Source organism: Faecalibacterium sp. (assembly GCF_052358865.1).
Taxonomy (GTDB): Bacteria; Bacillota; Clostridia; order Oscillospirales; family Ruminococcaceae; genus Faecalibacterium; species Faecalibacterium butyricigenerans.
On the sequence record NZ_DAWCVJ010000024.1, the window covers coordinates 1 to 24,054 of the forward strand.

General features: G+C 60.1%; 23 protein-coding genes. 14 read left to right on the forward strand and 9 right to left on the reverse strand.

Annotation, left to right across the window (positions count from 1 at the left end; all coding sequences use genetic code 11):
* Positions 1–102: 102 nt before the first annotated feature.
* On the reverse strand, positions 103–720 hold the full coding sequence (locus ACT8X9_RS05760) for an epoxyqueuosine reductase QueH (protein WP_227621543.1): 618 nt from the start codon (positions 718–720) through the stop codon (positions 103–105).
* A gap of 234 nt (positions 721–954) precedes the next feature.
* Here ACT8X9_RS05760 and ACT8X9_RS05765 point away from each other — a divergent pair, with 234 nt between their 5' ends.
* The 3 genes from ACT8X9_RS05765 (at position 955) to ACT8X9_RS05775 (ending at position 3,587) form a co-directional block, all read left to right on the forward strand.
* On the forward strand, positions 955–1,158 hold the full coding sequence (locus ACT8X9_RS05765; RefSeq protein ID WP_227621544.1) for a DUF896 domain-containing protein: 204 nt from the start codon (positions 955–957) through the stop codon (positions 1,156–1,158).
* 196 nt (positions 1,159–1,354) lie between these two features.
* A complete protein-coding gene (locus tag ACT8X9_RS05770; RefSeq protein ID WP_444268397.1) occupies positions 1,355–2,650 on the forward strand; it encodes an adenylosuccinate synthase in 1,296 nt (431 codons plus the stop codon).
* A gap of 34 nt (positions 2,651–2,684) precedes the next feature.
* Complete coding sequence (locus ACT8X9_RS05775; RefSeq protein WP_444268398.1) at positions 2,685–3,587, forward strand: DegV family protein; 903 nt, start codon at positions 2,685–2,687, stop codon at positions 3,585–3,587.
* A gap of 68 nt (positions 3,588–3,655) precedes the next feature.
* On the opposite strand, the gene ACT8X9_RS05780 is transcribed toward ACT8X9_RS05775, so the two are convergent.
* The 3 genes from ACT8X9_RS05780 to cysK form a co-directional block, all read right to left on the reverse strand.
* The gene (locus ACT8X9_RS05780) at positions 3,656–4,972 is read right to left on the reverse strand and encodes an HlyC/CorC family transporter (RefSeq protein WP_444268399.1); all 1,317 of its coding nucleotides are present in this window, start codon (positions 4,970–4,972) and stop codon (positions 3,656–3,658) included.
* A 178-nt stretch (positions 4,973–5,150) separates the two neighbouring features.
* On the reverse strand, positions 5,151–7,763 hold the full coding sequence (gene clpB, locus ACT8X9_RS05785; RefSeq protein WP_444268400.1) for an ATP-dependent chaperone ClpB: 2,613 nt from the start codon (positions 7,761–7,763) through the stop codon (positions 5,151–5,153).
* A 255-nt stretch (positions 7,764–8,018) separates the two neighbouring features.
* Complete coding sequence (gene cysK, locus ACT8X9_RS05790) at positions 8,019–8,951, reverse strand: cysteine synthase A (protein WP_227621549.1); 933 nt, start codon at positions 8,949–8,951, stop codon at positions 8,019–8,021.
* 277 nt (positions 8,952–9,228) lie between these two features.
* Between cysK and ACT8X9_RS05795 the strand changes: the two genes are divergently transcribed.
* Complete coding sequence (locus ACT8X9_RS05795) at positions 9,229–9,660, forward strand: RrF2 family transcriptional regulator (RefSeq protein ID WP_249234651.1); 432 nt, start codon at positions 9,229–9,231, stop codon at positions 9,658–9,660.
* A gap of 65 nt (positions 9,661–9,725) precedes the next feature.
* Here ACT8X9_RS05795 and ACT8X9_RS05800 read toward each other — a convergent pair whose 3' ends face one another.
* Positions 9,726–10,865, reverse strand: coding sequence for a trigger factor (locus ACT8X9_RS05800; protein ID WP_444268401.1), 1,140 nt, complete (start codon positions 10,863–10,865; stop codon positions 9,726–9,728).
* Positions 10,866–11,086: 221 nt separating this feature from the next.
* Here ACT8X9_RS05800 and ACT8X9_RS05805 point away from each other — a divergent pair, with 221 nt between their 5' ends.
* The 4 genes from ACT8X9_RS05805 (at position 11,087) to ACT8X9_RS05820 (ending at position 14,370) form a co-directional block, all read left to right on the forward strand.
* A complete protein-coding gene (locus ACT8X9_RS05805; protein ID WP_249234060.1) occupies positions 11,087–12,259 on the forward strand; it encodes an NAD(P)-dependent malic enzyme in 1,173 nt (390 codons plus the stop codon).
* Between the two features lie 15 nt (positions 12,260–12,274).
* Positions 12,275–13,114, forward strand: a complete 840-nt coding sequence (locus ACT8X9_RS05810; RefSeq protein WP_444268402.1) for a fumarate hydratase — start codon at positions 12,275–12,277, stop codon at positions 13,112–13,114.
* 149 nt (positions 13,115–13,263) lie between these two features.
* Positions 13,264–13,821, forward strand: coding sequence for a Fe-S-containing hydro-lyase (locus ACT8X9_RS05815; RefSeq protein ID WP_444268403.1), 558 nt, complete (start codon positions 13,264–13,266; stop codon positions 13,819–13,821).
* A 153-nt stretch (positions 13,822–13,974) separates the two neighbouring features.
* Positions 13,975–14,370 carry a metal-dependent transcriptional regulator gene (locus tag ACT8X9_RS05820; protein ID WP_227621554.1) on the forward strand — a complete coding sequence of 132 codons (396 nt, stop codon included), beginning with the start codon at positions 13,975–13,977 and terminating at the stop codon, positions 14,368–14,370.
* A gap of 113 nt (positions 14,371–14,483) precedes the next feature.
* On the opposite strand, the gene ACT8X9_RS05825 is transcribed toward ACT8X9_RS05820, so the two are convergent.
* A complete protein-coding gene (locus ACT8X9_RS05825; RefSeq protein ID WP_227621555.1) occupies positions 14,484–14,834 on the reverse strand; it encodes a type II toxin-antitoxin system PemK/MazF family toxin in 351 nt (116 codons plus the stop codon).
* A gap of 137 nt (positions 14,835–14,971) precedes the next feature.
* Positions 14,972–15,379 carry a holo-ACP synthase gene (locus tag ACT8X9_RS05830; RefSeq protein WP_444268404.1) on the reverse strand — a complete coding sequence of 136 codons (408 nt, stop codon included), beginning with the start codon at positions 15,377–15,379 and terminating at the stop codon, positions 14,972–14,974.
* A 150-nt stretch (positions 15,380–15,529) separates the two neighbouring features.
* On the opposite strand from ACT8X9_RS05830, the gene ACT8X9_RS05835 reads away from it, so the two are divergent.
* Positions 15,530–15,775 (forward strand): IreB family regulatory phosphoprotein, encoded by a 246-nt coding sequence (locus ACT8X9_RS05835; protein ID WP_149794943.1) that lies wholly within the window; start codon positions 15,530–15,532, stop codon positions 15,773–15,775.
* 48 nt (positions 15,776–15,823) lie between these two features.
* On the opposite strand, the gene ACT8X9_RS05840 is transcribed toward ACT8X9_RS05835, so the two are convergent.
* Complete coding sequence (locus tag ACT8X9_RS05840; protein ID WP_444268405.1) at positions 15,824–16,765, reverse strand: tRNA dihydrouridine synthase; 942 nt, start codon at positions 16,763–16,765, stop codon at positions 15,824–15,826.
* A gap of 182 nt (positions 16,766–16,947) precedes the next feature.
* Between ACT8X9_RS05840 and ACT8X9_RS05845 the strand changes: the two genes are divergently transcribed.
* The 5 genes from ACT8X9_RS05845 (at position 16,948) to ACT8X9_RS05865 (ending at position 23,409) form a co-directional block, all read left to right on the forward strand.
* Positions 16,948–18,648 (forward strand): sensor histidine kinase, encoded by a 1,701-nt coding sequence (locus tag ACT8X9_RS05845; protein WP_444268406.1) that lies wholly within the window; start codon positions 16,948–16,950, stop codon positions 18,646–18,648.
* A 3-nt stretch (positions 18,649–18,651) separates the two neighbouring features.
* On the forward strand, positions 18,652–19,428 hold the full coding sequence (locus ACT8X9_RS05850) for a response regulator transcription factor (protein ID WP_444268407.1): 777 nt from the start codon (positions 18,652–18,654) through the stop codon (positions 19,426–19,428).
* Between the two features lie 137 nt (positions 19,429–19,565).
* Positions 19,566–20,654, forward strand: coding sequence for an extracellular solute-binding protein (locus tag ACT8X9_RS05855; RefSeq protein WP_412588983.1), 1,089 nt, complete (start codon positions 19,566–19,568; stop codon positions 20,652–20,654).
* A gap of 24 nt (positions 20,655–20,678) precedes the next feature.
* Positions 20,679–21,767: an ABC transporter ATP-binding protein gene (locus tag ACT8X9_RS05860; RefSeq protein ID WP_444268408.1), complete on the forward strand. Its 1,089-nt coding sequence runs from the start codon at positions 20,679–20,681 to the stop codon at positions 21,765–21,767.
* Positions 21,754–23,409: an ABC transporter permease gene (locus tag ACT8X9_RS05865; protein ID WP_444268409.1), complete on the forward strand. Its 1,656-nt coding sequence runs from the start codon at positions 21,754–21,756 to the stop codon at positions 23,407–23,409. The genes ACT8X9_RS05860 and ACT8X9_RS05865 overlap by 14 nt, the downstream gene beginning before the upstream one ends.
* Positions 23,410–23,583: 174 nt before the next feature.
* Here the strand turns inward: ACT8X9_RS05865 and ACT8X9_RS05870 are convergent, their stop codons facing one another.
* The gene (locus tag ACT8X9_RS05870) at positions 23,584–23,961 is read right to left on the reverse strand and encodes an MmcQ/YjbR family DNA-binding protein (protein ID WP_444268410.1); all 378 of its coding nucleotides are present in this window, start codon (positions 23,959–23,961) and stop codon (positions 23,584–23,586) included.
* Between the last annotated feature and the right edge of the window lie 93 nt (positions 23,962–24,054).

Here is a 24,054-nt window from a genome sequence, read left to right on the forward strand (position 1 = left end):
CCCCGCGGGGGGCTGGGCCCGCTTGCCCCCTTGCGGCGGCCGCCCGCGTGATCAAAAAATACTCCACCTCGCCCCCCGCCCCCCCCCCCCCCCCCCTTCTGGTCATTCGATGCCGCGGGCCTTTGCACTGAACTCGCAGCCGCAGTAATCCTGCCGGTAAAGGCCGTATTCCTCCGACAGCTGCAGGGAGCGCAGATAGCCGTTCTGCTTCTTGAAGTCGGAGGGCAGGTGCCGGACGCCGAACTCCTGCTCCAGCTCCTGCCCGATGGCGTTGATGCGCTTGGCGTCCTTATGGGGGCTGATGGAGAGGGTGGTGGTGAACCAGTCGAAGCCGTGCTCGGCGGCATACTGGGCAGCGCGGCGCATCCGCAGCCGGTAGCAGACGGTGCATCGTCCGCCCCGCTCCGGCTCATTCTCAAGGCCCGCCACGGCGGAGTAGAACTCCTGCGGGTCGTACCGATCCTCCACCACCGTTACCCCCAGCGGATGGGCGGCGGCGACGAAACGCTCCAGCTCCTCGCCCCGGCGGTGATACTCGGCGGCGGGCCATGTGTTGGGGTTGTAGTAGAGGACGGTGATGTCGAAATACTGGCACAGCCGCTCCAGCACGGCGCTGGAGCAAGGCCCACAGCAGGCGTGCAGCAGCAGCCGGGGACGGGAAGCGCCCAGAGTTTTCAACACTTCGTCCATCTGCTGTGAAAAATTGAGTTGGTTTGACATAAGAAAAGTCCTTTGCTATACTAAAATGAACCTATAAAAGGGCAGGCTGCCCTTCATACAACCTCTCAGTCTCGCTGTCGCTCGACAGCTCCCCTTGTAGGGGAGCCTCTGGCGAAGAGGGAAAGCTTTACGGAATGCCAAAGCCTCCCCTCGGTAGGGGAGGTGGCACGGCGTCAGCCGTGACGGAGAGGTTGAGCATTTTTCTAATTATATCACAAACGGAGGCAAACTTCGATGACCAAAGAAAAGATCGCCCGCATCAACGAGCTGGCACACAAGAGCAAGACCGTCGGCCTGACCGAGGCCGAAAAAACCGAGCAGCAGGCGCTGCGCAAGGAGTATATCGAGGATATGAAGTCCAGCCTCCGCGCTCAGTTGGAGCGCACCTCCATCAAAGAGCCGGACGGCACCATCCACAAGGTGAGCAAAAAGAACTGAACGGGGAGGAAAAAGTCGTACAAAACCGCTTTTTCCTCTTTTTTTGTGGGCAAAAGCGTGCTATACTTATACTTGAGCTGTTGTGGGCTTCGGCGAGGAGCTGCACGGCAGAAAACAAGTTTCCCAAGGTGGCGTATCCCGGGCAAGGTGCACGGAAAAGGCTGTCTTTTGAAAAACAATAAAGAGGTCATTTATTATGCTTACTGCAATTACGGGTATCAACTGGGGCGACGAGGGCAAGGGCCGCATGGTCGATCTGATCAGCCAGGAGTATGATATTGTTGCACGCTATCAGGGCGGCAACAACGCTGGTCATACCGTGAAGAACGAGCGTGGCAAGTTCGTGCTGAACCTGCTGCCCTCCGGCATCCTCCGTCCCGATGTTGTCTGCGTGATGGGCAACGGTATGGTCATCGACCCCCACCATCTGGACGGTGAGATCAACAAGCTGCGCGAGCAGGGCATCTCCATCACCCCCGCCAACCTGAAGATCTCCGACCGCGCCACCATCACCATGCCCTATCATGTGGAGCAGGACGGTCTGGAAGAGGCCCGCCTGTCCAAGACCGGCGCACAGTTCGGCTCCACCAAGCGGGGCATCGCCTACGCTTACGGTGACAAGTACATGAAGAAGACTCTCCGCATGGGCGACCTGCTCCATCTGGATGACTCCGTCCACAAGCGCCTCGTCACCATGGTGGACTCCAAGAACCTCGTCATGGAGGGCAGCTACAACGCCGCCCCCATCAGCGTGGACGAGATGTGGGCATGGCTGGAGAAGTACGCCGCCATCTTCAAGGACTACATCTGCGATGTGGGCCAGTATCTGGCCGACGCCGACGCTGCGGGCAAGAAGGTGCTGTTCGAGGCCCAGCTGGGCGCTCTGCGCGACATCGACTTCGGCATCTACCCCTACACCACCTCCTCCAACGTCATCGGTGCTTACGCCCCCATCGGCGCAGGCATCCCGGGCCACAAGCTGACCAACTCCATCGGCGTCATGAAGGCTTACTCCTCCTGCGTCGGCGATGGCCCCTTCGCCGCCGAGCTGGCCATGACCGAGGAAGAGAAGCATGACCTGCGTGAGGCTGGCCACGAGTACGGCGCCGCCACCGGTCGTCCCCGCCGCGTCGGCCCCATCGATCTGGTGGCAAGCCGCTACGGTGTCTTCTGTCAGGGCTGCGACGAGGTCGCGCTGACCCTGCTGGATGTGCTGGACTACATGGAGAAGATCCCCATGGTCACGGGCTATAAGCTGACCGACGGCACTACCACCACCCGCTTCCCCATGGGCGAGGCTCTGGACACCGCACAGCCGGTGGTCGAGTATCTGCCCGGCTGGCACTGCGACATCACCGCTGCCCGCAAGTGGGAGGATCTGCCCAAAGAGGCCCGGGACTACGTCGAGTATCTGGAAAAGGCCGTGGGCTGCAAGATCACCTATATCTCCGTGGGCGCAGAGCGTGAGGCATACATCCACCACGTCGTCTGAGCCTTGAATTTGCCGAAAAGAGGGACCGCCGCTTATGTTTGACATCATCACCGACAGCGCCTGCGACCTGACGCCGGAAATGGCCCAGAAGATGGGTGTAGAGGTCGTGCCGTTCTATGTTTCGCTGGACGGTGAGCACTACCGCAAGGAGGGCAAGGAGATCGCTGTGCGGGATTTCTACCAGTTCATGGTGGACAACCCCTCGGCCTACCCCAAGACCAGCCTTGCTTCCATCGAGGATTTCGAGGAGGCGTTCCGCCGTCAGGCAGAGCTCGGACGGCCCACCCTCTGCCTCTGCTTCACCGGCAAGATGAGCGGCTGCGTGGGCAGTGCCCGCAACGCCCGGGAGCTGGTGCTCGAGGACTATCCCGACGCGAAGATCGAGGTGCTCGACTCGGCGGCGGCTACCGTCACCGAGGCCACGATGGTGGAGAATGCGGTGGCCATCCGGGACGCAGGCTGCACGCTGGACGAGGCGGTGACGTGGCTGGAGGCGGAAAAGGCCACCAACAACATCTTCTTTACGGTGGGCAACCTTGACTACCTCATCAAGGGCGGACGCATCGGCAAGGTGTCCGGCCGGGCGGCGAACCTTCTGGGCATCAAGCCCATGATCCTCTTCAAGGACGGCGAGATCTTCTCGGGCGGCGTGGCCCGGGGACGCCAGAAGAGCTTCGAGAAGGCCCTCGAGCAGCTGATGAACTATCTGGATGCCAACGGCGGCACGCCGGACGACTACCGCCTCATTGTGGGCTACGGCTACGACGAGGAAGAGGGCAGGCGGCTCTGGCTCCAGACCCGTGCCGCCCTGCGGGCCAAGTACCCTGCCGCTGCGTGCGAGGTGGGCCTGCTTCAGATCGGCTGCACCATCGCAGTGCACACCGGCCCCTACGCGCTGGGCATGGGCGTCATGCGCCGCTGGAAAAAGCAGCAGTAAAGCGCAAAAAACAGGAAAAGCTCCTCTCCCGACGATGGGAGAGGAGCTTTTTGTATGTTCGGATGAAGTTATCGGCTCTCGGTGCGCTGAGGCAGGCGGGAGAAACGCTTGTCTTTGTCCTTATCCTTGTCCTCGTCCTGCGCCGGGGTGAGGCTCAGCCGGACTTCGGTGACGCGGCGGCGGGCCGTGCGGGTCACGACGCCCTCGTAGCCGCCCAGCGTGAAGTGGTCGCCCACCTTGGGCAGGTGGCAGGTCTTCTCCTGTACGAGGCCGTTGACGGTGTTGGAGTCGATGTCCTCGTCCTCGGGCAGGCCCAGCGTCTCGTAGAGGTCGTCTACGCTGGCCGAGCCGGACACCAGCCAGCTGCCGTCCGACTGCTGGCGGAAGTCCTCGGTGGCCTCATCGTGCTCATCCCAGATCTCGCCGACCAGCTCCTCCAGAATGTCCTCGAGGGTGATGATGCCCTCGGTGCCGCCGTATTCGTCCACGACGACGGCCATGTGGTGGTGCTGCTCCCGCAGGGTGCGCAGCAGCTGGGAGATCTGGGTCGAGCCGGTGGTGTAGAGGGTGGGGGCGATGAGGTCCTCCAGTGTGGCGTTTTTTTTCAGCCGGGCCAGATAGAAGTCCTTCTCGTGCACGACGCCGATGATGTTGTCGATGGTGTCATGGTAGACAGGCAGGCGGGAGTAACCGGACTCCGCAAAGGTCTGGGCGAGCTGCTCCAGCGAAATATTGTCCTCCACGGCCACCACGTCCACACGGGGGGTCAGGATCTCTTCCACCTCCACGTCATCGAACTCAATGGCGCTGCGGATGAGCTGGCTTTCGCGGTCGGTCAGTTCGCCGTCGCTCTCGGCCTCGCTCACCATGGTGATCAGCTCACCCTCGGTGATGGTGTCGCTCTCGCTGCTGTGGACGAAGTGGCCCAGCAGCTTTTTCCACTGGCTGAACAGCCATGTCAGGGGGGTGAAGAGGGTCAGGAGCAGGTTCAGCACCGGGGAGACGGCGGTGGCGATGGTCTCAGGCATCTCCTTGGCGAGGGTCTTGGGGGTCACTTCGCCGAAGATGAGGACAACGATCGTCAGCACGACGGTGGAGGCGGTGGCACCCCGCTCCTCACCCAGCCACTTGGTAAAGAGGACTGTGCCGATGGAAGCAGCGGCGATGTTCACGATGTTGTTGCCGATGAGGATGGAGGAGAGAAGCTTGTCGTACTTCTCGGCCATCGCCAGAACCCGGGCGGCGGAGGTGTCGCCCTCCTCGGCGCGGCTTTTCAGGCGTATCTGGTTCAGGGAAGAAAATGCGGTCTCGGAGGCGGAGAAGAACGCGGAAAACGCGATCAGGATCACAAGCGCCACCAAGAGCGTTATACTGCCATCGTCCATAATAAAGGATAATCAACTCTACTTTCTTATAATAATATGTTAACCAAAAAGTGCTTTCCACCGTTGCCTTCGACGATGAAAAGCACTTTGTTCAACGCCTATAATATCATATTCCACCCGCCGGTGCAAGCGTTCCGGTCAGGAGGAGAGATAAAACAGGTAAAAAGTTTGCGGTTTTTTAGCGGAGCACGAGGCTGGTGCCGTCGTAATCCACGGTCAGGGTCGCACCCTCGGGGTAGCTGCCCTGAATGATGGCCTTGGCGATGAGGGTCTCCACACGGCTCTGGATGAACCGCTTGATGGGGCGTGCGCCGTAGACACTGTCGTAGGACGAATCAATGATGAAGTCCTTGGCGGCGGTGGTGACATCCAGCTTGAGGTGCTTGCCCTCGTCCATCCGGTGGCGCAGGTCTTCCAGCTGCAGGTCCACGATCTTGCGGGTCTCGTCCTTCGTCAGGCTCTTGTAGTAGACGATCTCGTCCAGACGGTTCAGGAACTCGGGGCGGAACTTCGACTTCAGCAGCAGGTCAATCTGCTTGCGGGCGTCCACACTCAGTTCGTTGGAGCCTTCGGCGCGGCGCTGCTCAAGGTCGTTCAGGATGATGTCGCTGCCGAGGTTCGAGGTCAGGATAATGACAGTGTTCTTGAAGTCCACCGTCCGGCCCTGACTGTCGGTGATGCGACCATCGTCCAGAACCTGCAGCAGGATGTTGAAGACATCGGGGTGAGCTTTTTCCACCTCATCGAACAGCACGACGCTGTAGGGTTTGCGGCGGACGGCCTCGGTCAACTGGCCGCCCTCTTCATAACCGACATATCCCGGAGGCGCGCCGATGAGGCGGCTGACGCTGAACTTCTCCATATACTCGGTCATGTCGATCCGCACCATGTTCCGCTCATCGTCGAACAGGGCCTGTGCCAGAGCTTTTGCCAGCTCGGTCTTGCCGACGCCGGTGGGGCCGAGGAAGAGGAAGCTGCCGATGGGGCGGTTGGGGTTGGCGATGCCGGCGCGGCTGCGCAGGATGGCCTCGCTCACCTTGGTGACGGCCTCGTCTTGGCCGATGACCCTCTTATGGAGCACATCGTCCAGATGCAGCAGCTTCTCGCGCTCGCCCTCCACCAGCTTCTCCACGGGGATGCCGGTCCAGCGGGCCACGATGCGGGCGATCTCTTCGTCGGTCACGCGGTCGCGCAGCAGGCTGTCTTCCTTCTTGGCGGCGGCGACCTTCTCCTCTTCTTCCAGCTCTTTTTGCAGCTGGGGCAGCTTGCCGTATTTCAGCTCGGCGGCCTTGTTCAGGTCGTATTCGCGCTGGGCCTTCTCGATGGCGGCATTGGTCTGCTCGATCTGCTCGCGCAGAGACTGCACCTTGCCGATGGCGTTCTTCTCGTTCTCCCACTTTGCCTTCATGCTGCGGAACTTATCCTGCAGCTCGGCCAGCTCTTTTTCGAGGTCCTTCAGACGGCTCTGGCTCAGAGCGTCGGTCTCCTTTTTCAGGCTGACCTGCTCGATCTGCAGCTGGGTGATGCGGTGGGCGAGGTCGTCCATCTCGCTGGGCATACTGTCCATCTCGGTCTTTATCATAGCGCAGGCCTCATCCACAAGGTCGATGGCCTTATCGGGGAGGAAGCGGTCGGTGATATAGCGGTCAGAGAGGGTCGCGGCGGCGATGAGGGCGTTGTCGCTGATCTTCACGCCGTGGAAGACCTCATACCGCTCTTTCAGGCCGCGCAGGATGGAGATGGTGTCCTCGACGGTGGGTTCGTCCACCTGCACCGGCTGGAAGCGGCGCTCGAGGGCGGGGTCTTTCTCGATATACTGGCGGTATTCATCCAGCGTGGTGGCGCCGATGCAGTGCAGCTCGCCGCGGGCCAGCATGGGCTTCAGCAGGTTGCCGGCGTCCATCGCGCCGTCGGTCTTGCCTGCGCCGACGATGGTGTGCAGCTCATCGATGAAGAGGATGATCTTGCCCTCGCTCTTCTTTACCTCGTTCAGGACGCTCTTCAGGCGCTCCTCGAACTCGCCGCGGTACTTTGCACCGGCCACCAGAGCGCCCATGTCCAAGCTGAACACGATGCGGTCCTTCAGGTTCTCGGGCACATCGCCCCGGACGATACGCTGGGCCAGACCCTCGGCGATGGCCGTCTTGCCGACGCCCGGTTCACCGATGAGGCAGGGGTTGTTCTTGGTCTTACGGGACAGGATGCGGATGACGTTCCGGATCTCCTGATCGCGGCCGATGACGGGGTCAAGCTTCTGCTTGCGGGCCAGATCGACCAGATCCTGACCGTACTTCTGGAGGGCATTGTAGGTGTCCTCGGGGTTATCGTTGGTCACGCGCTGGTTGCCGCGGACGGCAGTGAGCTGCTGTAAGAACTTATCCTTTGTAATGCCGAAGGCACGGAACAGCTCAGAGGTGTTCTGGGTCTGCTCGTCCAGCAAAGCGAGAAAGACGTGCTCGACGCTTACATAGTCGTCCTTCATGGCCTTGGCTTCGCGGGCGGCAGCGCTCAGCACCTTATCGGTGGCCTGCGAGATATAGACCTTGTCGGGGTCGCGGCCAGAGCCGGACACCCGGGGCATCGCAGAGAGCTTTTCGGCCACAGCGGCGGAGAAGCTGCCTGCGTCTACGTTCAATTTCTGGAGCAGCTGAGGGATCAGGCCCTGATCCTGTGTGGCCAGAGCGTGGAGCAGATGCTCCGGCTCCAGTGCGTTGTGCTGATACTCCACAGCCAGCTGCTGTGCGGCCTGCAGAGCCTCAAGGGTCTTCTGGGTATATTGATTGGTATTCATAAAGTCAAGCCTCCATTCATACCGGAAGTTGAGATTCAGGCGGTGGGTCGGAATGTTGTTTTAGCACTCTTGCTCATCGACTGCTAAAAATATACTCCAAACAATCCACAATGTCAATAGGGAAATCCCGGCGGCGGCATGGATTCACAAAAAGTTTGCAAACTTGTAAAAAATCACACCATATCGTTTCGGCGGCGCAGACAAAAAGCCCCTGCCGGGCGGAAGACCACGGCAGGGGCGGAAGGAATGAGAAGCTTATTCAGCAAACAGGGGGGTGGACAGATAGCGGTCGCCGGTGTCGGGCAGAAGGACGACGATGTTCTTACCGGCGTTCTCGGGGCGCTTTGCCAGCTGGATGGCAGCCCAGACGGCAGCGCCGGAGGAGATGCCCACCAGCACGCCCTCCTTGTGGCCGATGAGACGGCCCACAGCAAAGGCGTCTTCGTTTTCCACGGCGATGATCTCGTCGTAGACCTTGGTGTCCAGCACGTCGGGCACAAAGCCGGCGCCGATGCCCTGAATTTTATGTGCACCGGCGGTGCCCTTGCTCAGGACGGGGGAGGAGGCAGGCTCGACGGCCACGACCTTGACGCCGGGGTTCTTACTCTTGAGGTACTGGCCCACGCCGGTCACAGTGCCGCCGGTGCCGACGCCGGCCACGAAGATGTCCACCTTGCCGTCCGTGTCGTCCCAGATCTCAGGGCCGGTGGTGGCGATGTGGGCCTTGGGGTTGGCCGGGTTGACGAACTGGCCGGGGATGAAGGAGTTGGGGATCTCTTTTGCCAGCTCATCGGCCTTGGCGATGGCACCCTTCATGCCCTTTGCACCCTCGCTGAGCACCAGCTCTGCGCCGTAGGCCTTCATCAGCTGGCGGCGCTCGACGCTCATGGTCTCGGGCATCACGATGATGATGCGGTAGCCCTTGGCGGCGGCCACAGCGGCCAGACCGATGCCGGTGTTGCCGGAGGTCGGCTCGATGATGACGGAGCCGGGCTTCAGCTTTCCGGAGGCCTCGGCGTCATCGATCATGGCTTTGGCGATGCGGTCCTTGACGGAGCCGGCGGGGTTGAAGTATTCCAGCTTTGCCAGCAGCTTGGCGGAAAGGTTTTCGTCCTTCTCGATGTGGGTCAGCTCCAGCAGCGGGGTGTGGCCGATCAGCTGGTCTGCGGAAGTATAGATCTTGCTCATAATAGTAAACCTCCCTATTGCGGGCGATGCGCCCGGCTGCACCGGCCTGACCGGTGTCATCTTGATGTCCCCTTTATTCCCGTTAAACCAAGGTGGTTTGTGGGTTTGTCTGTATTATAGCCTCCTTTGGGGCACTTGTCAATGGAAAATCGAAAATTTCCGATTGAAAAGTTATAAACCCTGTTGTATAATAGGTTAAAACTTATTCGGAACAGGTCCCGCAGCCCGCCCGGCGGCGCTGCAAGACCAAAACAGGAAAGAAGAGAAAGGAATGTCTATGATCGTTTCCACCAAGGGGCGCTATGCGCTGCGTGTGATGATAGATCTGGCCGAGCATCGGACGGAGAAATATGTCCCCCTGAAGGAGGTCGCTGCCCGGCAGGAGATCTCCGAAAAATACCTCGAAAACATCCTCAAGGTGCTGGTGCAGAACGGCTTCCTCGAGGGCCTGCGGGGCAAGGGCGGCGGCTACCGCCTGACCCGTGACCCCGACCAGTATACCGTCGGCGAGGTGCTGACCCTTACCGAGGGGAGCCTCGCACCGGTGAGCTGCCTTGCACAGGGTGCGGCTCCCTGCCGCCGGATGAGCAGCTGCCGCACGTATGATATGTGGAAGGGCCTTGATGACCTCATCGAGGACTACTTCAGCCACATCACCATCGCCGACCTTGCCTCGCCGGAAGAGGCGGGCAACGACTACGTTATCTGAATCTGGGCCAAAAAAACTCCCCGCCGTCGGCAGGGAGTTTTTTCGTGCGATCAGATGCGATTTTTTTAGGACACGACCGCGCCGCTGGTCAGCGTGTCGGTGACAGCGTCCATCAGGGCCACCATGGTGCAGTAGTTCGAGCCGTAGGTGTCCTTATAATCGGAGTAGGCGTCCAGCTGCTCCTGCGTGGGGGTGATGTCCAGCGACTCAGCCACGGCCTGATAGAGCAAAGCTTCCTTGGAGTAGTTTTCCAGACTGCTCTCGAGGTGGGCCAGCATATCGTCGGTGCTCTCGTAGCCCAGCAGATTCTGGACGAGGCCGTCGAGGTCATAGCCGTAGTAGCCCGCCAGCGTGCTGTAATAGTTGAGGCACTGGTTGACCTGATAATCCATCACCTGCTGGGGGATGGACTTGAAGGTGGAGTTGGCCATCAGGTCGTCCATGACGGCGGTGTTCAGGTTCGAGGTGTAGAGCTGCTCCTGATAGTAGGCGCGGAGGGCCTCTGCGGTGTAGAGGTTATTGGAGGAGCCGAAGTTGCTGGCCACCCATGCGTCGGTCAGCTCGGGCAGGACGCTCTCGCTGATGTAGTTGAGGGTCACGGTAAAGACGGCTTTCTGGCCGCTGAGCTTCACAGTATTGCCGCTGGCGTCGGTGGAGTCGCTGTAGCCGTCGGGGAAGGTGACGTTGACGTCGAAGGTCTCGCCGGGCTTGTGGCCGACGATCTGTTCTTCGAAGCCGTCGATGAAGGTGTTGCTGCCCAGCGTCAGGTCATAGTTCTCTGCGCTGCCGCCAGTGAACGCCACACCGTCCACCGAGCCGGTGTAGTTGATGTTGACGGTGTCGCCGTCGGCGGCGGCGCGGTCGGTGACGTGGTTGGTGGAGGAATACCGACTCAGAAGATCGTTGATCTGCTTCTCGACCTCCTCGCTGGTGGGCTCGACGTCCGAGCGCTTGACGGCGACGGACGCAAAGTCCTCGGGCAGGGTCACATAGTCCAGTGCCCGGATGCCCTCCCAGTAGCCCTTTTCGTCCAGACCGTCGCTGTAGTTGAAGTTCTGGTAATCGTAGTCGGCCGCGCTGCCGAGCGTGGAAGAAGACGCCGTGCTGGACGCGGCGCTGTCGGCCTTGCCGCCGCAGGCCGCGAGGCTCAGCGCCAGAGCGCCGACGCAGACAAGGCAGAGCGCCTTGGTGAAGATACGTTTCAAAAGAATTCCCTCCTGTTGGTAGACCGGTATTTTGCCGGTGATTCGAAAAACAACCTCTATTATAAAGGCTAAAAATGAAAAAGAAAAGTTTTTTGCAAAATTTCCACACTCTGCCCGTCCTTTGTCGGACTTTTGGGGCCGGAGAGGGGAAAAAGGCGGAAAACCGGTGGAAATGGGGGAGGGGTTCTGATACAATGGGGTTAATAAGGAGGAAAAAGCCAATGGATTTCAACAAAGCAGCTCTGGAAATGCACGAGAGCCACCACGGCAAGGTGGGCATCGTGAGCAAGGTAGAGGTCAAGACCCGGGATGACCTGTCCACCGCCTACACCCCCGGCGTGGCCGAGCCTTGCCGCCGCATCAAGGCAGACCCCGAGGACGTCTACAAGTACACCTTCAAGGGCAACATGGTGGCCGTCGTCTCCAATGGCACGGCTGTGCTGGGGCTGGGCGACATCGGCCCCGAGGCCGGTCTGCCGGTCATGGAGGGCAAGGCTGTGCTCTTCAAGGAGTTCGGCGGCGTGGACGCCTTCCCCATCTGCATCGACGCCCACGATGCAGCCAGCGTCATCGCGGCCTGCAAGGCCATCGCCCCCACCTTCGGCGGCATCAACCTTGAGGACATCAAAAGCCCCGAGTGCTTCGAGATCGAGGAGACGCTGGAGCGGGAGCTGGATATCCCCGTCTTCCACGACGACCAGCATGGCACGGCCATCGTCGTCACCGCTGCCCTCATCAACGCTCTGCGTGTGGTGGGCAAGAAGATGGAGGACGTCCACATCGTCCTGAACGGCCCCGGCGCGGCCGGTACGGCCATCATCAAGATGCTGATGACCGCCGGTGCCAGAGACATCATCGCCGTGGACCAGTTCGGCACCCTCTACAAGGGCTGCAACAGCGCCGAGGCCCACAAGAACTGGCTGGGTGAAGTGACCAACCCCCGCCAGATCAAGGGCGGCCTGAAGGAGGCCCTTGCGGGTGCAGATGTCTTTATCGGCGTGTCCAAGCCCGGCATCCTGACCACCGAGCTGTGCCAGACCATGAACAAGGACGCCATCGTTTTTGCCATGGCCAACCCCACCCCCGAGATCATGCCCGACGAGGCCAAGGCGGGCGGCGTCCGCGTCATGGCCACCGGCCGCAGCGACTTCCCCAATCAGGTCAACAACGTCCTCTGTTTCCCGGGCCTGTTCAAGGGCGCGCTGAGCGTCCGTGCCCGGGACATCAACGATACGATGAAGCTGGCCGCCGCCTACGCCATCGCTGACCTCATCACCGACGAGGACCGCAGCGAGGAGAACATCATCCCCGGCGCGTTCGACCCCCGGGTGGCCGAAGCAGTGGCATCTGCCGTGGCAAAGGCTGCCCGCGAGAGCGGCGTGGCCCGGCTGTAAGCGGAGGGCGTTTCCATGAGGACGATCACGGCACAGCAAATCACGGACACTGTGGCCCGTCTCTGCATCGAGGCCAACACCCGCCTGCCCCGGGACGTGCAGGAGGCGCTGGACAAGGCCCGGGCCGAGGAACCGTGGCCGCTGGCAAAAAATACCCTCGACCTGCTCTGGTCGAACCTTGCGGCGGCGAGGGAAGAAGATCTGCCCATCTGTCAGGACACCGGCATGGCCTGCGTGTTTGTGGAGCTGGGCACGGAGGTCCACATCGAGGGCAGCTTTGAAGCTGCCATCCATGAGGGCGTGCGGCGGGGCTACACCGACGGCTACCTGCGCAAGAGCATCGTGGCCGACCCACTGCGCCGGGGCAACACCGGCGACAACACCCCCGCCGCCATCACGGTGCATCTGGTGGACGGCGACGGCTGCACCATCACCGTAGCGCCGAAGGGCTTCGGCAGCGAGAACATGAGCCGCATCCAGATGCTCAAGCCCGCCGACGGCGTGGAGGGCTTCAAGAAGTTTGTGGTGGAGACGGTCAGGCTGGCTGGCTCGAACCCCTGCCCGCCCATCGTGCTGGGCATCGGCGTGGGCGGCAGCTTTGATAAGGTGGCGTATCTTGCCAAAAAGGCCCTTCTCCGCCCGCTGGATGTTCCGAACCCGGACCCCTACTACGCCGCCCTCGAGGGGGAACTGCTGACGGCCATCAATGCTCTGGGCATCGGGCCGCAGGGCTTCGGTGGAAAGACCACCTGCCTCGGCCTTGCTATCGAGCAGATGCCCACCCATGTGGCGGGTCTGCCCGTGGCGGTCAATGTGTCCTGCCATGTCACCCGGCGGGCATCTGCGGTGTTATAAGAGGGCTAGCCCTCTCCGTCATTGCTTCGCAATGCCACCTCTCCCAAAGGGAGAGGCTTGGAGCTTGCCGGCAGGCGAAAGGCTCTCCCTCTGGGAGAGCTGGACGCGAAGCGGCCTGAGAGGGCAAGGACGCTAAAGGAGAATACAAGATGCAATACGAACTGAACACGCCCTGCACGGCGGCAGACCTCGCGCCCCTGAAGGCGGGAGACACGGTGCTGCTGTCCGGTGTGGTGTACACCGCCCGCGATCAGGCCCACAAGCGGATGCTGGAAGCACTTGACAGGGGCGAAAAGCTCCCCTTCGACTTGGAGGGCAGCGCCATCTACTACGTCGGCCCGACGCCGGAGCGCCCCGGTGAGGTCATCGGCTCGGCCGGGCCGACCACCAGCGGACGGATGGACGCCATGAGTCCCCGCCTGCTGGACCTCGGCAATAAGATCATGATCGGCAAGGGCAAGCGGGACACGGCAGTCAAAGAGGCCGTCGTCCGCAACGGTGCGGTCTATCTGGCCGCGCTGGGCGGCGCCGGTGCGCTGATGGCCCAGAGCGTCCAGACGCTGGAGGTCATCGCATGGCCTGATCTCGGCTGCGAGGCCGTCCGCCGCCTGACCGTGGAAAAAATGCCGCTGACGGTCATCCTCGACGCCCACGGCGGCGACCTCTACGAGGCCGGCCCGGCGGCCTATCTCGAGACGGTAAAATGACGAAATTGCGCAGGGTGGAATTGGTTTGATTCGACAAACTTTCTGCGAATGGCTTGCAACACGATACGGAATGTGGTATCCTATAACAAACCAGACCGGAACGCCTGTGTGCCCCGGACAGGGAATTTTACGAGGCAGGAGGCCGACAAAACCATGCAGATCCACCAATCCGCAGAAGATTATCTTGAGACTATCCTTATGCTGACCCAGCGGATGGGCCGCGTGCGCTCCATCGACGTGGTCAACGAGCTGGGCTATACCAAGGCCAGCGTCAGCATTGCGATGAAAAAGCTGCGGGAAAACGGCTACATTGCGGTGGACGGCGAGGGCAACCTGACCCTTCTGGAGCCGGGCCGCGAGATCGCAGAGCGCATCTACAGCCGCCACCGCCTGCTGACCCATTTCTTCGTGCAGCTGGGTGTGGACGAAGAGGTCGCCGCCGAGGATGCCTGCAAGGCAGAGCATATCCTGAGCGAGCAGACGCTGGAAAAGATCCGGGAATATGCCCTGCTCCACGACGCAGAGGGCAGCGTCCAGAAGTCCGAGTGATCCATTCAATTTGAATCTCCAATAAAAAAGCAGACAGCCGCCTCCACAAATGCGTGGAGGCGGCTGTCTGTCTTATCGCAATTTTCAAAAATAGTGCCTATTAAAACGGCTTCTCAATAGGAGCTGAGGCCGAGGCTCACATCCAGCGCCTGATCCACCCGGCGCTGGTCCTCGGCGGTGATCTGCCCGGCCCGCTCCCGCAGGCGGTGTTTGTCCAGCGTGCGGATCTGCTCAAGCAGGACGACGCTGTCCTTGGCGAGGCCCGTGTCGGCGGCCCGGATGTTGATGTGGGTGGGAAGCCGGGCTTTGTCCAGCCGGGATGTAATGGCGGCTGCGATGACCGTGGGGCTGTGCCGGTTGCCGATCTCGTTCTGGACGATGAGCACCGGGCGGACGCCGCCCTGCTCCGAGCCGACCACCGGCGAAAGGTCGGCGTAAAAAACTTCTCCTCTGTGTACCTCCATGAAAACTCCCTCCTTGCATACTGGGAGGCCCGCTATGTGGTGCGCGGTGCCGTCCTCTGCTGGCCTTATTATGGGCAGGCAGGGGGCAGGCTATGCACGCGGGGACAGCTTGCTCTCATTGTATGCGGGAGGGAGATTCAGGTTTCCGTTTCCAGAATGCAGAACGCCAGCGCCATGCCGCCGTCGTGACTCAGGGAGAGACTGGCCCGCAGGCCGTGTGCGGCCATCCACCGTGCGCTGCCGCCCGAAAAGCGGTATTCCGGAGCGCCGCTTTCCAGCCGGACGGCCTCGATCTCGCAGAGGGCGAAAGGCCCTGCAAGGCCGGTGCCCGCCGCCTTGAGGAAGGCTTCCTTCGCGGCAAAATCCGCCGCCGCGCTGGCGGCCCTGTGGGCGCTGAGCGGGTCCGGGATGCCCCCTGTAAGGCCCAGAGCCTCCCGCTCGGACGGGCCGAAGACTCTGGCCGCAAAAGCAGGGCCGTGGGCACCGCCGAGGCTCTTTGCCATCCGGGCGGTGCTGCAGAGGTCGCAGCCGATGCCATAAATCATAATATGCCTCTTTCTGCAAAAACAGCTTTGCTGATTTGCATGATAAAATCGAAAAAATTTAAGCAAAATGTGCAAATCTCGCCGGGGAAACTTGAAGTTTTGCCGCAAGTCGTGTACAATGAATCATAGTTATTTAAGGGGGTGTATTTCGTGGGCGACGCTACTGCCATTTTTTCCATCCACGATCAGAAGGACATCGAGATCCATGAAGTCGTGCAGCAGGTGTACGACGCACTCAAGGAAAAAGGCTATAACCCCGTCAATCAGCTGGTGGGCTATATCCTGTCCGAAGATCCTACCTATATCACGACTTACAAAGGAGCGCGTTCCCTTATCCGCAAAGTAGACCGTGACGATCTGCTGCAGGCCATGCTGCGCAGCTATCTGAACGTCTGAGGTTCCTTCGCCTTCTGGCCTGCTGTCCCTCCGGGGCGGCAGGCTTTTTTATTTCAGAGGAAGAGTGAAGATCTGGTTCACGACCACCTCATACTCCCAGCCCTCCCGGGCCTTGCGCAGCTGCTTTTCCAGCGCCTCCGACCCCTCGAACTGACAGATGAGGTAGTGCCAGTGGGCCTTCATCCGGCTGACGGCGCAGCTGGACGCGCCGAACAGCGCGGTGTAGCCGTGATACAGCTCGTCGAGGTAGCCGCGAAGCTCTTCTTTGCTGGCAGGGGCACCGCCCACGGCCTGCCGCAGCAGGGCCGGGTCGGCGATGAGGCCCCGGCCCACCATGATGCCGGAGAGGGTCGGATGCTCTGCCTCCAGCGCGGCCAGCTGGGCCGGGGTGGTGATGTCGCCGTTGTAGCAGACGGGCATCCGGCAGCGGGGCAGACAGGCTGCAAAGGCGGCGCGGTCGGCCTCGCCCCGGTAGAGCTGGCGCATGACCCGGGGGTGGATGGTCAGCTCACAGATGGGGTAGCGGTTATAGATATCGAGGATGGCGTCGAACTCCTCGGGACGGGTGACGCCCAGCCGGGTCTTGACCGAGACAGGCCCCTCCGTCCGGGAAAAGAATTCGTCCAGAAAGGCCTCGAGCTTTGCGGGGTCCCGCAGCATCCCGGCACCCTTGCCCTTGGCGGTCACAGTGCCGGAGGGACAGCCGAAGTTGAGGTTCACTTCCGTGTAGCCCAGCCTGCGCAGCTCTGTGACCATCCATGCGGCCAGTGCGCCGTCCTTGGCGAGGAGTTGGGGGATGACGGGCGCGCCGGGGTTCGCCGCCGGGTCAAGCTCGGCCATCTTCTTCTTGATGAGCACCCGGTTCTCGGGCGGGGAGAGGAAGGGTGCGTAATAACGGGCGGGTGCGCCCGGTGCGCCGAACCAGCGCTGATGTGCCTGCCGCCAGATGCGGTCCGTCAGCCCCTCCATGGGGGCGGTGTAGTATTGCATCGGATCGTTCTCCTTTTTTATCATCCAGTCTGCTTCCGAGTATACCATACTGCGGGGCAGTGCGCTATACCCGGGAGCGAAAACACTGCGGCCCGGTTGACGCATCCGTCCGGAGGCATTATAATCGAAGCATGGCAAAGTTTGCCGAAGCCCCGAAAAAATAAAGGCAGGAGCGCTGAAGCATGGACTATCATTCCCCCGACCGCACCTACAAAAAGAGCCGCTTCCGGCGGGAACTGGAGCGGAGCGTTTCCCGCAGGCTGGTCACGAGCCTGCTTCTGGGGTGCCTTTTGTTCCTCGTGGCCATCGCCGCCGTGAACACCCTGAACCAGAACGCCCGGCGGGAAGACCATCTCGCGGGCGTCGCCGCCACCTTCCAAGAGGTGTACAACGACACGGCGGCGTTCCTGCTGGACACAGACCACACCGAGCTGTTCCTCTCCGACCGGCGGAAGGATCAGGACAATCTGCGCTATCTCATCAGCCAGTACAACGTCTCGGCCCTTGTGGAGCTCCAGCTCATCCTGACCGACTCCAAGGGAGAGATGCGGTTCACGACCTTCTCAGAGGGGGAGATGAACCTGCACCGGCAGGAGTTCAACCGCATCGCGGAGGAAAACGCCTGCCACCTCATGCGGGCCGTCTACACCACGGTCTACCACTTCCGGGCCAACAGCTCAGAATACGTCATGATACACCCCCTCTACCGGGACGGCGAATATCAGGGCGCGGCGGCGGTCTATCTGAACGAGAACGACTGGACGAAACTGTTCAGCCGATACCAGTACGACGCCATCCTCACCAAGCCCAACGGCGATGTCATCGCCTGCTCGAACGCCTCCTTCCTCTCCCAGAAGAACGCCAACAAGTACCGTCCCGCCGACGCGGCGCGGTATATGAAGGTGGATGGGAGCCGCTATCTGCGCAGCAGCCGCTCGCTGGAAAACGGCACGGTGCTGGCCTATTCCTTCATCTACTCGCCCCCGAACTACGATTATCTTCTGGTGGGGCTGTTCCTGATCTTGATGCTGGGCCTGAGCTGGTCGGCGATGTTCGTCCGCATCATGCACGTCATGACCGAGCAGATGGTGAAGTCGGTGGACACCCTCGTGCAGGAGATCCGGGTCATCCGGAAGAAAGACCCCGACCATATCATTGAGATCGACACCGGTGACGAGATCGAAGAGATCGCCCATCAGGTCAACAAGATGGTGCGCAGCATTCAGGAGCTGAGCCAGCGGAACATGGATCTCGTCGAGGTGAACAGCCGGATGGAGATGCAGAACCTGCAGGCCCAGATCAATCCCCACTTTATCTATAACACGCTGGACAACATCCGCTATCTCATCCCGGCAGACCCCCAGCGCGCCCAGCAGCTCATCGGGCGGTTCATCGGCATCCTGCGTTACAGCATCAACAACACCAAGCATAACGTCACCGTCCGGGAAGACCTGAAGTATCTGCAGGACTATCTCGTTATCCAGTCCACCCGCTTCGGCGCGAACTTCTCCTACGAGATGGACATCGACGACGCCTGCATGGAGTTCATCATCCCGAAGCTGCTCTTGCAGCCCCTGCTGGAAAACAGCATCAAATACGGCTTCCAGAAGAAGCCCCGCATCCACGTCAGGACGCGGGGCTGGCTGGAGGAAGACGCGCTCTATTTCACGGTAGAGGACAACGGCGGCGGGGTGGACGCAGCAACGCTGGAACAGCTGCGGGGCATCCTGCGCTCAGAGGAAGTGAACATTGAACACAACGGCCTGCAAAACATCAACCGCCGCATCTGGCTGGGCTACGGCGGCGACAGCGGCCTGACCATTGACAGCGCCGAGGGCGAGGGCTTTACGGTGAAGCTCAAGCTCCGGCGGGGAGGGAGGTAGACCATGTATCGCGTTCTGCTGGTAGAAGACGAAGAGATCATCCGCAAGGGCATCCGCTATTCGGTGCCGTGGGAGGAATATGGGTGCAGCGTCGTAGCGGAGGCCGAGAACGGGGCAGTGGGCGAAGAAAAGATCGCAGAGCTGCGGCCCGACATCGTTATCACCGACATCACCATGCCGGTGAAGAACGGCCTCGAGATGATCGCCGACACCCGGGAGGAGTACAAGTACATCGCTATCATCCTGACGGGCTACTCGGAGTTCGAGTATGCCCAGCAGGCCATCCGGAACGGTGTGTCGGACTATGTGCTCAAGCCCCTCGACATGGACGAGATGGGCGCTGCGCTGGAAAAGGCCGTCCGCCTTGCGGGGGACAGCCAGTATCTCCAGAAGCGGGAGGATGAGGCGGAGGCCGTCCGCAGCCGGACCGCCCTGCCGCCCCTGAGCGAGGAAAAAGTCACCGACCCGCTGGTGCTGCGCATCGTGGCCTATCTGAAGGAGAATTACCAGAGCAAGATAACGCTTGCCGACCTGCAGGAGCAGTTCCACTACTCGGAGCGGTACATCAACCAGAAGTTCCAGAAAGAGCTTGGCACGACGGTCATCGACTACCTCAACCGCTGCCGCATCCAGAACGCTCTTGAACTCATCCGGAAAGGGGAGCTGCCCATCTCGCAGATCGGATGGGAGTGCGGCATCGGCGAGTACAAGTACTTCAGCCACGTCTTCAAAAAATACATGGGCTGCTCGGTGCGGGAGTACCAGAGCACCCTGAAATAAGAGAAAATGAAAAAATACCGAACAGCCCCTGTTCGGTATTTTTTCCATTTGTTCTGCAAATTGAGTATTATTTTTGTACGGAAAGCATTAAAATGGGACTATCGAAAGGTTTCAGGTAAAAAATGGAGGTTTTTACTATGAAAAAGATTTCTCGTCGTTCGTTCCTGATGGCTACCGGTGTTATCGCAGCTTCTGCTGCTCTGAGCGCTTGCGGCGGCTCCTCCGCCAGCACCTCTTCTGCCGGTTCTACCGCTGCTTCCACTGCCGCTTCTGGTACTGCTGCACAGGGCGGCGGCGACCTCGTCATCTACTCGCCCAACTCGGAAGGCCTGTTGAACGCCACCATCCCCCTGTTCGAGGAAAAGTACGGCGTCAATGTCGAGCTGATCCAGGCCGGCACCGGCGAGCTGGTCAAGCGCATCCAGTCCGAGAAGAATGACCCCTACGCCGACGTCCTGTTCGGCGGTTCCTGGTCGCAGATGTACACCAACGAGGATCTGTGGGAGCCGTATGTCTCGGCCAACGACGGCAACGTCATCGATGCCTACAAGAATAAGTGCGGCTTCATCACCGGCAACGTGCTGGACGGCAGCGTCCTCATCGTCAACACCGACCTCATCGGCGACATCAAGATCGAGGGCTACGAAGACCTGCTGAACCCTGCGCTGAAGGGTAAAATCGCCACCGCCGACCCGGCCAACTCCTCTTCTGCCTTTGCACACCTGACCAATATGCTGCTGGCAATGGGCGGCTACGAGGACGATAAGGCATGGCAGTACGTCCACGACCTGTTCGAGAACGTGGACGGCAAGATCTGCGAAAGCTCCAGCGGCGTCTACAAGGGAGTCGCCGACGGCGAGTATGTGGTGGGCCTGTCCTATGAGGATCCCTGCGCACAGCTGGTTCTGGACGGCGCACCCGTCAAGATCGTCTACATGAAGGAGGGCACCGTCTTCCTGCCTGCTTCCGCCACCATCATCAAGGGCGCAAAGAACATGGACAACGCCAAGCTGTTCATCGACTTCATCCTGAGCGAGGAAGTACAGAACATCTGGGGCAGCACCCTGACCAACCGCCCCGTCATGAAGGACGCCGCCACCAACGATGCTATGACCCCGATGGCAGACATCAATGTCATCGAAGAGGACATCCCCTACGTCAGCGCCCACAAGGCAGAGCTGGTGGACAAGTACACCGAGATCTTCACCGATCTGCAGAGCAAGTAATTCGAAGGGCAGCAGGAGGCTAGTATGAGCAGAATATCAGTTAAAGACGCAGTAAAGCGCTACGGGAATAATACGGTCATCCCGGATCTGAATCTGGAGATCGGAGATGGGGAGCTGTTCACCCTGCTCGGCCCCTCCGGCTGCGGCAAGACCACCCTTCTCCGTATGATCGCAGGCTTCAACTCCATCGAGGGCGGCGACATCTTCTTCAATGAGAAGCGGATCAACGATATGGACCCCAGCAAGCGCAACATCGGCATGGTGTTCCAGAACTACGCCATCTTCCCGAACCTCTCCGTCCGGGACAATGTGGCCTTCGGCCTGAAGAACCGCAAGGTGGACAAGGCCGAGATCAAGAAGCGGACGGACGAGTTCCTGAACCTGATGCAGATCATGCAGTATGCCGACCGTATGCCCAACCAGCTGTCCGGCGGCCAGCAGCAGCGCATCGCACTGGCCCGTGCACTGGTCATCTCGCCGGACGTGCTGCTGATGGACGAGCCGCTGTCCAATCTGGACGCAAAGCTCCGTGTCGAGATGCGCAGCGTCATCCGCCACACCCAGAAGAGCGTGGGCATCACCACCGTGTATGTCACCCACGATCAGGAAGAGGCAATGGCCATCAGTGACCGCATCGCCGTCATGAAGGATGGCGTCATCCAGCACGTCGGCCCCCCCCGCGACATCTACCAGCGCCCGAAGAATGTCTTCGTGGCTACCTTCATCGGACGCACCAACATCGTGAACGCCCACGTCAAGGGCGGCGTCATCACCTTTGCGGACGGCTACCATGAGCACATCGACGCTCTGGACAAGGCCGCAGAGCAGGAGGTGCGCTGCTCCATCCGCCCGGAGGAGTTCATCATCTGCAAGGATGGCACCGAGGGCATCCACGGCACCGTGCAGGAGTGCACCTACCTCGGCCTCAACACCCACTACACCATCGACACCGATCAGGGTGACTCGGTGGAGATCGTGGAGGAGTCCTCCATCGGCGAGGGCCTCAAGAAGGGCGAGAAGGTGCTGCTGAAGGTCAAGAAAGAGAAGATCAACGTCTTTACCAAGGACGGCGATACCAATCTCATCAGGAGCGACGCTTATGAAAAACAATAATAAGTTCCGTCTTGATGTCTGGGGTGCCATCACGCTGGTAACGATCGCCCTCTACGCGCTGTTCCTGCTTTACCCGATGGCGTACCTCATCCGGCAGTCTGTGATGGACCCCGACACCGGCGGCTTCACGCTGGCTTATTTCACCAAGTTCTTCTCCAAGAGCTACTATTTCGATACCCTCATCAACAGCTTCAAGGTGTCCATCACGGCGACGGTGCTCTCCATCGCCATCGGCACCCCGCTGGCCTACCTGTTCACGATCTTTAAGATCAAGGGCAAGGGCGTGCTGAACATCCTCATCGTGGTGGCATCCATGTCGGCCCCCTTCATCGGTGCCTACTCGTGGATCCTGCTGCTGGGCCGCAGCGGCGTCATCACCACCTTCTTAAAGAACTTCGGCATCGCCATCCCGGAAATCTACGGCTTCGGCGGCATCGTGCTGGTCATGACGCTCCAGCTGTTCCCGCTGGTGTTCCTCTACGCCAAGGGCGCGCTGAAGAACATCGACAACTCCCTCATCGAGGCGGCTGAGAACCTCGGCTGCTCGGGCATTGCCTGCTTCTTCAAGGTAGTCGTGCCCCTTATCATGCCCACCCTGCTGGCCGCAGCTCTGCTGGTGTTCATGCGCTCCTTTGCAGACTTCGGTACCCCGATGCTCATCGGCGAGGGCTACCGCACCTTCCCCGTCGTCCTCTACACTGAGTTCATCAACGAGGTCGGCGGCAGCGACGGCTTTGCAGCCGCCATCGCCGTCATCGCCATCGTCATCACCACGCTGGTCTTCCTCGTCCAGAAGTACGTTTCCAACAAGAACGCCTTCGCGCTGAACAGTATGCACCCCGTGGAGGAGCGCGAGGCCCGCAAGGGCATCAACGCTCTGGTGCATCTGGCGGTCTACCTCGTGGTGGGCATCGCCGTTCTGCCGCAGGCCTACGTCATCTACACCTCGTTCAAGAACACGCAGGGCAAGATCTTCGTGGACGGCTACTCGCTGCAGAGCTACCAGACCGCCATCGGCAAGCTGGGCCGCAGCATCCAGAACACCATCATCATCCCCCTGCTGGCGCTTGTCGTCATCGTGCTGCTGGCTGTCCTCATCGCCTATCTGGTGGTGCGCCGCCGCAACGCTCTGACCAACGTGGTGGATATCCTCTCGATGATCCCCTACATCGTGCCCGGCACGGTCCTTGGCATCGCGCTGCTCATCGGCTTCAATAAGCCCCCGCTCCTCATCAGCGGCACCATGCTCATCATGGTGGTGGCCCTCATCATCCGGCGTCTGCCCTATACCATCCGCTCGTCGGTGGCCATTCTGCAGCAGATCCCCATGAGCATCGAGGAAGCCGCCATCTCGCTGGGTGCTTCGAAGATGAAGGCATTCTTCCGCATCACGGTGCCCATGATGGCCTCCGGCATCATCTCTGGTGCCATCCTGAGCTGGGTCACGATGATCAGTGAGCTGTCCACCGCCATCATCCTGTATACCGGCAAGACTAAGACCCTGACGGTGGCCATCTACACCGAGGTCATCCGCGGCAACTACGGCACTGCAGCCGCATTGTCCACCATCATGACCATCCTGACCGTCATCTCTCTGCTGGCCTTCAGCAAGCTCAACGGCGGCAAGGACATCAGCCTTTAAACGATTTCCCCCGTTCTCCTTTTATCACTGGGTTTCCAAATTGGGCTGCTCTGCAACAGCCCGGAACAAAACGAGAGGCAGACGCTCCTGTGTGGGGCGTCTGCCTCTCGTTTTGTCTGTTGGGATGTGGCGGCCGCAGACTATGCTGGGAAGGAGTACGGCAAACTGGAATTGTCAGCACTTCTTTTTGCGAGTTTTGGATGCCGTTGCTTGGTAACTCATATCAAGCAACATTTTGATTTTGTCATCTGGAACACTACCATCCAATGTAACTGTGATCCAGCTATCTTTGTTCATGTGATACGCTGGGAAGAAACCGGGCTCCTCTCGCAATGAGCCGATCAAAAGCGGGTCACATTTGAAATTGACCACATCTAACAATTCTACTCCCTGCAATCCCAGTTTGCTTTTTGGCAAATCCATAATGAGTGCAAACCACTTCTGATTGCTGCAATGCCGGAACACTTCATGATTGGGATATTTGAGCCACGGATAATCTCTGTCAGCGTTATATGTTTCTATTATAAATGCTTCTAATTCACTGCGATTCATAATTTCATCTCCACAAATTCCGATTTGCTACGCCGAGTATATCACATCTGCCTTGGCGGCGCTACAGCAAACAAAAAATCCCCAAACCGTTTG

What these genes read in the sequence shown, in the direction of transcription:
- ACT8X9_RS05760 (WP_227621543.1), bottom strand. Translation starts at nt 720, where the DNA reads ATGTCAAACCAACTCAATTTTTCACAGCAGATGGACGAAGTGTTGAAA.
- ACT8X9_RS05765 (WP_227621544.1), top strand. Translation starts at nt 955, where the DNA reads ATGACCAAAGAAAAGATCGCCCGCATCAACGAGCTGGCACACAAGAGC.
- ACT8X9_RS05770 (WP_444268397.1), top strand. Translation starts at nt 1,355, where the DNA reads ATGCTTACTGCAATTACGGGTATCAACTGGGGCGACGAGGGCAAGGGC.
- ACT8X9_RS05775 (WP_444268398.1), top strand. Translation starts at nt 2,685, where the DNA reads ATGTTTGACATCATCACCGACAGCGCCTGCGACCTGACGCCGGAAATG.
- ACT8X9_RS05780 (WP_444268399.1), bottom strand. Translation starts at nt 4,972, where the DNA reads ATGGACGATGGCAGTATAACGCTCTTGGTGGCGCTTGTGATCCTGATC.
- clpB (WP_444268400.1), bottom strand. Translation starts at nt 7,763, where the DNA reads ATGAATACCAATCAATATACCCAGAAGACCCTTGAGGCTCTGCAGGCC.
- cysK (WP_227621549.1), bottom strand. Translation starts at nt 8,951, where the DNA reads ATGAGCAAGATCTATACTTCCGCAGACCAGCTGATCGGCCACACCCCG.
- ACT8X9_RS05795 (WP_249234651.1), top strand. Translation starts at nt 9,229, where the DNA reads ATGATCGTTTCCACCAAGGGGCGCTATGCGCTGCGTGTGATGATAGAT.
- ACT8X9_RS05805 (WP_249234060.1), top strand. Translation starts at nt 11,087, where the DNA reads ATGGATTTCAACAAAGCAGCTCTGGAAATGCACGAGAGCCACCACGGC.
- ACT8X9_RS05810 (WP_444268402.1), top strand. Translation starts at nt 12,275, where the DNA reads ATGAGGACGATCACGGCACAGCAAATCACGGACACTGTGGCCCGTCTC.
- ACT8X9_RS05815 (WP_444268403.1), top strand. Translation starts at nt 13,264, where the DNA reads ATGCAATACGAACTGAACACGCCCTGCACGGCGGCAGACCTCGCGCCC.
- ACT8X9_RS05820 (WP_227621554.1), top strand. Translation starts at nt 13,975, where the DNA reads ATGCAGATCCACCAATCCGCAGAAGATTATCTTGAGACTATCCTTATG.
- ACT8X9_RS05825 (WP_227621555.1), bottom strand. Translation starts at nt 14,834, where the DNA reads ATGGAGGTACACAGAGGAGAAGTTTTTTACGCCGACCTTTCGCCGGTG.
- ACT8X9_RS05830 (WP_444268404.1), bottom strand. Translation starts at nt 15,379, where the DNA reads ATGATTTATGGCATCGGCTGCGACCTCTGCAGCACCGCCCGGATGGCA.
- ACT8X9_RS05840 (WP_444268405.1), bottom strand. Translation starts at nt 16,765, where the DNA reads ATGCAATACTACACCGCCCCCATGGAGGGGCTGACGGACCGCATCTGG.
- ACT8X9_RS05845 (WP_444268406.1), top strand. Translation starts at nt 16,948, where the DNA reads ATGGACTATCATTCCCCCGACCGCACCTACAAAAAGAGCCGCTTCCGG.
- ACT8X9_RS05850 (WP_444268407.1), top strand. Translation starts at nt 18,652, where the DNA reads ATGTATCGCGTTCTGCTGGTAGAAGACGAAGAGATCATCCGCAAGGGC.
- ACT8X9_RS05855 (WP_412588983.1), top strand. Translation starts at nt 19,566, where the DNA reads ATGAAAAAGATTTCTCGTCGTTCGTTCCTGATGGCTACCGGTGTTATC.
- ACT8X9_RS05860 (WP_444268408.1), top strand. Translation starts at nt 20,679, where the DNA reads ATGAGCAGAATATCAGTTAAAGACGCAGTAAAGCGCTACGGGAATAAT.
- ACT8X9_RS05865 (WP_444268409.1), top strand. Translation starts at nt 21,754, where the DNA reads ATGAAAAACAATAATAAGTTCCGTCTTGATGTCTGGGGTGCCATCACG.
- ACT8X9_RS05870 (WP_444268410.1), bottom strand. Translation starts at nt 23,961, where the DNA reads ATGAATCGCAGTGAATTAGAAGCATTTATAATAGAAACATATAACGCT.